This is a genomic window from Pseudomonas sp. NPDC088414 (assembly GCF_044753325.1).
Classification (GTDB): Bacteria; Pseudomonadota; Gammaproteobacteria; order Pseudomonadales; family Pseudomonadaceae; genus Aquipseudomonas.
The window spans coordinates 85,039-91,964 of sequence record NZ_JBIVMY010000022.1; the positions used below are offsets into that span (position 1 = coordinate 85,039).

A 6,926-nucleotide genomic window follows, 5' to 3' on the forward strand; every position below is an offset into this window, starting at 1 on the left:
TGAAAAAACCCGCCGAAGCGGGTTTTTCTACAACGTGATCAAGCTGACAGTTCAACCAGCAGCTTGTTCAGACGGGTCACGTAAGCGGCCGGGTCTTTCAAGCTTTCGCCAGCCGCCAGGGCGGCCTGATCGAAGAGGATGTGCGACAGGTCGCCAAAACGCCCTTCGTTCTGCTCGCCGTCGAGTTTCTCGATCAGCGGGTGGCTCGGGTTGAATTCGAAGATCGGCTTCGATTCCGGCACTTTCTGCCCGCTGGCTTCGAGGATCTGGCGCATTTGCAGGCCCAGGTCCTGTTCACCGATGGCCAGAATGGCTGGCGAGTCGGTCAGACGGTGAGAGACGCGAACCTCGGCAACGGAATCACCCAGCGCGGTTTTCAGGCGCTCGACCAGACCTTCTTTGGACTTGGCGACTTCTTCTGCGGCTTTCTTGTCCTCTTCCGAGTCCAGATTGCCCAGATCGAGATCACCGCGAGCCACGTCGACAAAGGTCTTGCCGTCGAATTCGCTGAGGTAGCTCATCAGCCACTCGTCGATACGGTCGGTCAGCAGCAGCACTTCGATGCCTTTCTTGCGGAAGACTTCCAGGTGCGGGCTGTTCTTGACCTGCGCGTAGGTTTCGCCGGTGAGGTAGTAGATCTTGTCCTGACCTTCCTTGGCGCGCGCCAGGTAGTCGGCCAGACCGACAACTTGCTCGCCGTCGTCGCCTTGAGTCGATGCGAAACGCAGCAGACCGGCAATTTTTTCCTTGTTGGCGAAATCTTCTGCCGGGCCTTCTTTCATGACCTGACCGAAGTTTTTCCAGAAACCCTTGTATTGCTCAGGTTCGTTTTTCGCCAGTTTTTCGAGCATGTCCAGCACGCGCTTGGTCAGCGCCGACTTCATCGAGTCGATGATCGGGTCTTTCTGCAGGATTTCCCGCGACACGTTCAGCGACAGGTCGTTGGAATCGACCACACCCTTGATGAAGCGCAGGTACAGCGGCAGGAACGACTCGGCCTGATCCATCACGAACACGCGCTGCACGTACAGCTTCAGGCCTTTCGGCGCTTCACGCTGATACAGGTCGAACGGCGCACGGGCCGGCACGTACAGCAACGAGCTGTATTCGAGCTTGCCTTCGACCTTGTTGTGGCTCCAGGCCAGCGGATTTTCGAAGTCGTGAGCGATGTGCTTGTAGAACTCCTGGTATTCCTCGTCCTTCACTTCAGTACGCGGACGGGTCCACAGGGCGCTGGCGCGGTTGACGGTTTCCCATTCAACGGCAGGCTGCTCTTCACCTTCGGCGACCGTCACTTCTTTCGGCAGCTCGATCGGCAGCGCGATGTGGTCGGAGTATTTCTTGATGATGTTGCGCAGACGCCAGCCGTCGGCAAACTCGTCTTCAGCGGATTTCAGGTGCAGAACGATGCGGGTGCCGCGTTCTGGCTTGTCGATGGTGGCGACTTCGAACTCGCCCTCGCCTTTCGACGACCAGTGCACGCCTTCGCTGGCAGGAGTGCCGGCACGACGGCTGTACACGTCGACTTTGTCAGCCACGATGAAGGCCGAGTAGAAGCCGACACCGAACTGGCCGATCAGGTGCGAATCTTTCTTCTGATCGCCCGAGAGATTTTTCATGAAATCGGCGGTGCCGGATTTGGCGATGGTCCCCAGGTGGGTGATCACATCGTCACGGTTCATGCCGATACCGTTGTCTTCGAGGGTGACGGTCTTGGCGTCCTTGTCGAAGCTCACACGGATTTTCAGTTCAGCGCCACCTTCGAGCAACTCAGGCTTGGCCAGGGCTTCGAAGCGCAGCTTGTCGACAGCGTCAGAGGCGTTCGAGATCAATTCGCGAAGGAAGATTTCCTTGTTGGAATACAGCGAATGGATCATGAGGTGCAGCAGCTGCTTTACCTCGGTCTGGAAGCCCAGGGTTTCCTTTTGAGTTTCCACACTCATGGTCATCAAACTCCAATCAGATGGCAATGGCCGCGACCCAAAGGGTCGGCGGCGGGTTGTTCACTGAGTTGGGGGCTGCGTTCAGGATTTCAAGGGCTCATCGATTTTGAAATGTGCACGGGCGGTGGCAATCGGTTCGCTTTCGGTGCTTTGCCAGGCCGTGACCGCAACGTTGGCCACGCGCCGACCCTGGCGACAGACCTGACACTTGGCCCAAGTGTCGCGAAACTGCCCGGCGCGCAGATAATCCAGAGAAAAGTCGATGATCTTCGGCACCCCGGGCGAACCGGTGAAGATCAGCAAATGCAACGCGGCTGCCAGCTCCATGAACCCGGCAATCACCCCGCCATGGATCGCCGGCAATAAAGGGTTACCAATGTTGTCCTTGTTCGCCGGCAGCTTGAACAGCAATTCATCGCCGACCCGCGAGCATTCGACGCCGATCAACCCAGCGTAAGGAATTATCCGCAGCAGCGGCGCGTAATCACCCTGAGCGTGAGCCTGCAGCAGCTGTTGCTTCCAGTCATCGCTCATCGATTCTCTCCTTTGACCTTGCCGGCAAATCCCTGAGTGCCTTTCAGCCCCTTGCCCATGCGCATGAAAGTGCCGACGACATGGGCGATCGGCTGCTGCGGGTCGTCCTGATAGGCAAAGCCGCGGGCGAAGATCACATCGGTGGTGACCCGGTAACACTGGGCAAAGCCATAGACATCCTTGTTTGGTTCGGCGGCGTGCATGTAGTCGATACGCAGGTCCAGGGTCGGGCAGACTTCGAATTCCGGTAGCACGCACAGCGTGGACATGCCGCACGCGGTGTCCATCAGCGAGGTAATGGCTCCGCCGTGGATGACCCCGGTCTGCGGATTGCCGACGATTTGCGCGCTGTACGGCAGCTTTACCGTCAGCCCTTCGCCGCTGGCGCTGTGCACCGTCAAACCGAGCACCTGACAATGGCGCAGGGCCGAGAGAAAGCGTGTTGCGCGCTCAAAAACGGGGTTTTCAGCCATTTGATAATTACTCGCGTTAGAGCCTTTTGCCAGTAGTAGGAAATGCCGCAAAAGTTCCACTAAAAAACAAACTTATATATCTGAACGAAATGAGGAACTTAACCTTTGGGCCAGTGCTCTTAAGGCCAGTAGTTATTTTCCATAAGGAGAAACACCCCATGCGTAAGACTTTAGCTATTGCCTTGATGTTGACCGCTTCCCTCGGTCTCGCTGCCTGCGATAAAAAATCCGAGGACAAAGCTCAAGATGCCAACCAACATGCTGAGCAAGCTCAGCAAGACATGAACAAAGCTCAGGATAAAGTGAACGACGCAGCAAAAGAAAACGCCGAAGCTGCCAAAGCTCAGGCTGAATCGAATCAAGCTGCTCAGGAAGAAGCTGCCAAGAAGCAATAATTGCGACTTGATGCAGAAAAAGAAAACCCGCCAAGTGCGGGTTTTCTTTTGCCTGTTATTTTTTGTCAGCCTTGGTGTAGAGGTTGTGTTAGAGCAATACGGTTCTAAAAGTCGGACTAATCATCAGTAATAAACTGCAGATCAGGCCGACCAGCCACACCAGGCTGCGCAGGGATGGTTTATCCGCCAGGTACAACCACACGTAAAGAATCCGCGCGATCACAAAGATGATTGCCAGGGCATCAATCAACCAGCCTTGTGTTTGTGTGGTGTGCGCCATCAGCACGCCGACGGCAAACAGAATGAACGCTTCGATGCAGTTCTGGTGCGCCGCCAGCGCCCGCGCGCCGTAGCCAGTGAGTTGCGCCTGCTGTTGGCGCGGTAGATGGTTGTTGTAACCACCCTGCTCTTTCATGGCCTTGCCCACCGGCATACGCGCGATGTAAATCAACAATGCACTGATAAACACACACCAGAACGGAATACTCATCAAACGGCCTCTCTATTGGATTCGGGCAATGGCGCCTCTGTAGGGGTATAGACCATCACATCAAGCACGTCGGAATGAAACTCGCGGCGGTACAACACGATGACCACCCCGGCACTCATCAACATGAACAGCCATGGGCTGACAAACCATGCCAGCATGCTCATGCCGAAGTAATAAGAGCGCAGGCCGAAGTTGAACTGGTTGGCCGCCATCGAAATCACTCGCGCCGCCCGCAGGGCGAAGGCCTTGCGTTCCTGCTCGGAAACCTGGCGCTCACCAATCATCGGCGCCGAGCCGACCAGTACTGCGGCAAAGTTGTACTGACGCATGCACCAGCTGAACGTAAAGAACGCATAGACGAACACCAGCGCCAGACACAGCAACTTGATCTCCGACATGCCCTGCGATGCCTGCTGCACCATCGGGATATCCGCCAGCAAAGACACGGCGCGCTCGGACGCTCCGAGCACGGTGAGAATGCCGGCGAGGATGATCAGGGTGCTGGAGGCGAAGAACGAGGCGTTACGCTCCAGGTTACCGATCACGCTGGCGTCGGCGATGCGGTTGTCGCGCAACAGCATGCGGCGCATCCAGTCTTCGCGGTACAGGTGCAGCACGCTGGCGAGGCACGCGGTATCGCGGGCCTTCCACGACGCATAACGGGTGTAGCCGCCCCAGCAGATGACAAACCAGAGCGCGGCCAGCAGGTGGATCAGGTTGGCTTGGATGAACGACATTCGTTTTCCTGTGAAATGTGAATGCATTACCTGTAGGAGTGAGCCTGCTCGCGATCCGGTGGCACATCCGGCATTGATCTGACAGACACGACGCCATCGCGAGCAGGCTCACTCCTACATAAAATCGATGCAGTGCTTCGACGCTGGTTCAAGGAAAAAGACACTGCCTGACATCCATAAAAAATGCCCCGTATCGATTGATACGGGGCATTTCTGTTTAAGCGCTGAAGACCCGCTTGTGGCGGGTCAGACAACGTCAGGCAACGGCTTCGCTACGCTTGCCCAGCAGGCGATCGCAGACCACGGCAACCACCAGAGTCATCACGCATGGCACCAGCCACGCCAGGCCCTGCTCGCTCAGCGGCAGGTGCGACAGCTGCGACGGCATCCAGTCAGCCAGACCGGCGCCCTTGAGCGCGTCGATGGTGCCGAACAGGAACGATACCAGCATCACCGGGCCGAGGATCCGAGCGTGTTCATGCCAGAAGTCCTTGCAGAAGCTCAGCGCTACCAGAACGATGCACGGCGGGTAGATCGCGGTCAGCACCGGGATCGAGAACGCGATCAGCTTGGTCAGGCCCAGGTTGGACACCAGCAGCGAAAACGCGGCGAGGATGATCACCAGGGTCTTGTACGACAATGGCAGTACGCGGCTGAAGTATTCGGCGCAGGCGCAGGTCAGACCGACCGCCGTCACCAGGCACGCCAGCGAGATCAGCACCGCGAGGAAACCGCTGCCCAGCGAACCGAAGGTGTGTTGCACGTAAGCATGCAATACCGCCGCGCCGTTGGTGGCACCGACCGCGACCTCATGGCTGCCGGAACCGAGGCGGAACAGGCTGATGTACACCAGCGCCAGACCGACACCGGCGATGAGGCCGGCAATGATCGCGTAACGGGTGATCAGCGCAGGCGACTCGACGCCACGGGAGCGGATCGCGTTGACGATGACGATGCCGAATACCAGAGCGCCCAAGGTGTCCATGGTCAGGTAACCATTGATGAAACCTTGAGAAAACGGTGCGGCAACGTATTCCGGGGTGGCGACACCGATGTCACCGGCCGGCAGCGCGAATGCGGCAATGCCGAGGACGGCCAGGGCGATGATCTTCAGCGGCGCGAGGAAACGCCCCACGGTATCGAGCAGGCGACCCGGGTACAGCGAAATGAAGAACACCAGCAGGAAGTACACCGAGCTGTAGAGGAACAGTGCCAGCGGGCTTTCGCCCGTCAGCGGCGCCAGACCCACTTCGAACGACACGGTCGCGGTCCGCGGGGTGGCGAACAGCGGGCCGACTGCCAGGTAGCACGCCGCGGCGAGCACACCACCGGCGATCTTGCCGATCGGGCTGCTCAGCGCATCCATCGCACCACCGACCTTGGCCAGGGCGACGACGGTGATCACCGGCAGACCGACCGCCGTGATCAGGAAGCCCAGCGCCGCCATCCAGACGTTAGGTCCGGACTGCAGGCCGACGATAGGCGGGAAAATGATGTTGCCGGCCCCGACAAACAGGGCAAATGTCATGAAGCCCAGTGCCAGGATGTCCTGACCTTTCAAAACTTTCATTAAGGAAATACCACACTACTGAATCGGAATTTAGAGGGGGATTTCCCTGTGGGGTTAGGGAAATGCTGTCAGTCCGTATAAGACTGACCCGTTTAGCGCGTTGCATGCCTTGTGGGCGGCAGACGCAAAAATGGCTGCTAGCCTAACGAATTTGTCTGACAAACGCACTGTTTGAGGGCGAACTATCCGATACACGACGTGTCTGTGTCGCGTTTACGCATCTATTTTTCCTAACCACAACCCTGTGGCGAGGGAGCTTGCTCCCGCTCGACTGCGCAGCAGGCGCAAACCCGGTAAACGCTCATGAATCTGGAGATTGTATTGGGGCTGCTTCGCAGCCCAGCGGGAGCAAGCTCCCTCGCCACAAAAATCCACTCAAATACCCATATGCCAGAAACAACAAAGGCCACCCGAAGGTGGCCTTTGTCTGGTGAAGCGTCAGTCAAGCACGAGGCTTACTTGACAGCCCAACCGGTCAGCTCGGCCAGGGCCTTGCCGATGTCTGCCAGCGAACGCACGGTTTTTACGCCTGCGTCTTGCAGCGCAGCGAATTTCTCGTCTGCAGTGCCTTTGCCGCCAGAGATGATTGCGCCAGCATGGCCCATGCGCTTGCCCGGAGGAGCAGTCACACCAGCGATGTAGGAAACAACCGGCTTGGTCACGTGTGCCTTGATGTAGGCAGCCGCTTCTTCTTCAGCCGACTGCCGGAAATGGCGCGGGCCATGACTGCTGCTGCAAACCGCTGGGCGGCGGGACAGGCGACAAACTCAAGCCTCGCCGGTCA

General features: G+C 57.9%; 7 protein-coding genes and 1 pseudogene. 1 reads left to right on the top strand and 7 read right to left on the bottom strand.

Features of this window, described 5'->3' with window-relative positions; translation table 11 throughout:
* Positions 1-38: 38 nt before the first annotated feature.
* The 3 genes from htpG to ACIP8I_RS18720 form a co-directional block, all read right to left on the bottom strand.
* Positions 39-1,943: a molecular chaperone HtpG gene (htpG, locus tag ACIP8I_RS18710; protein ID WP_400762944.1), complete on the bottom strand. Its 1,905-nt coding sequence runs from the start codon at positions 1,941-1,943 to the stop codon at positions 39-41.
* Positions 1,944-2,024: 81 nt separating this feature from the next.
* Positions 2,025-2,477, bottom strand: coding sequence for a PaaI family thioesterase (locus ACIP8I_RS18715; RefSeq protein ID WP_400762945.1), 453 nt, complete (start codon positions 2,475-2,477; stop codon positions 2,025-2,027).
* The gene (locus ACIP8I_RS18720; RefSeq protein ID WP_400762947.1) at positions 2,474-2,950 is read right to left on the bottom strand and encodes a PaaI family thioesterase; all 477 of its coding nucleotides are present in this window, start codon (positions 2,948-2,950) and stop codon (positions 2,474-2,476) included. The genes ACIP8I_RS18715 and ACIP8I_RS18720 overlap by 4 nt, the downstream gene beginning before the upstream one ends.
* A 158-nt stretch (positions 2,951-3,108) precedes the next feature.
* On the opposite strand from ACIP8I_RS18720, the gene ACIP8I_RS18725 reads away from it, so the two are divergent.
* On the top strand, positions 3,109-3,345 hold the full coding sequence (locus ACIP8I_RS18725; protein ID WP_007962865.1) for a hypothetical protein: 237 nt from the start codon (positions 3,109-3,111) through the stop codon (positions 3,343-3,345).
* Between the two features lie 88 nt (positions 3,346-3,433).
* Here ACIP8I_RS18725 and ACIP8I_RS18730 read toward each other — a convergent pair whose 3' ends face one another.
* The 4 genes and pseudogenes from ACIP8I_RS18730 to ACIP8I_RS18745 form a co-directional block, all read right to left on the bottom strand.
* Positions 3,434-3,835 (bottom strand): MAPEG family protein, encoded by a 402-nt coding sequence (locus ACIP8I_RS18730; RefSeq protein WP_007962864.1) that lies wholly within the window; start codon positions 3,833-3,835, stop codon positions 3,434-3,436.
* On the bottom strand, positions 3,835-4,572 hold the full coding sequence (locus ACIP8I_RS18735; protein WP_400762949.1) for a DUF599 domain-containing protein: 738 nt from the start codon (positions 4,570-4,572) through the stop codon (positions 3,835-3,837). Before ACIP8I_RS18735 ends, ACIP8I_RS18730 begins: the two co-directional genes overlap by 1 nt.
* A gap of 256 nt (positions 4,573-4,828) precedes the next feature.
* Positions 4,829-6,142: a branched-chain amino acid transport system II carrier protein gene (brnQ, locus tag ACIP8I_RS18740; RefSeq protein ID WP_400762951.1), complete on the bottom strand. Its 1,314-nt coding sequence runs from the start codon at positions 6,140-6,142 to the stop codon at positions 4,829-4,831.
* Between the two features lie 455 nt (positions 6,143-6,597).
* A pseudogene (locus tag ACIP8I_RS18745) lies at positions 6,598-6,843 on the bottom strand (succinate--CoA ligase subunit alpha); the annotation flags it as partial.
* Positions 6,844-6,926: the final 83 nt, after the last annotated feature.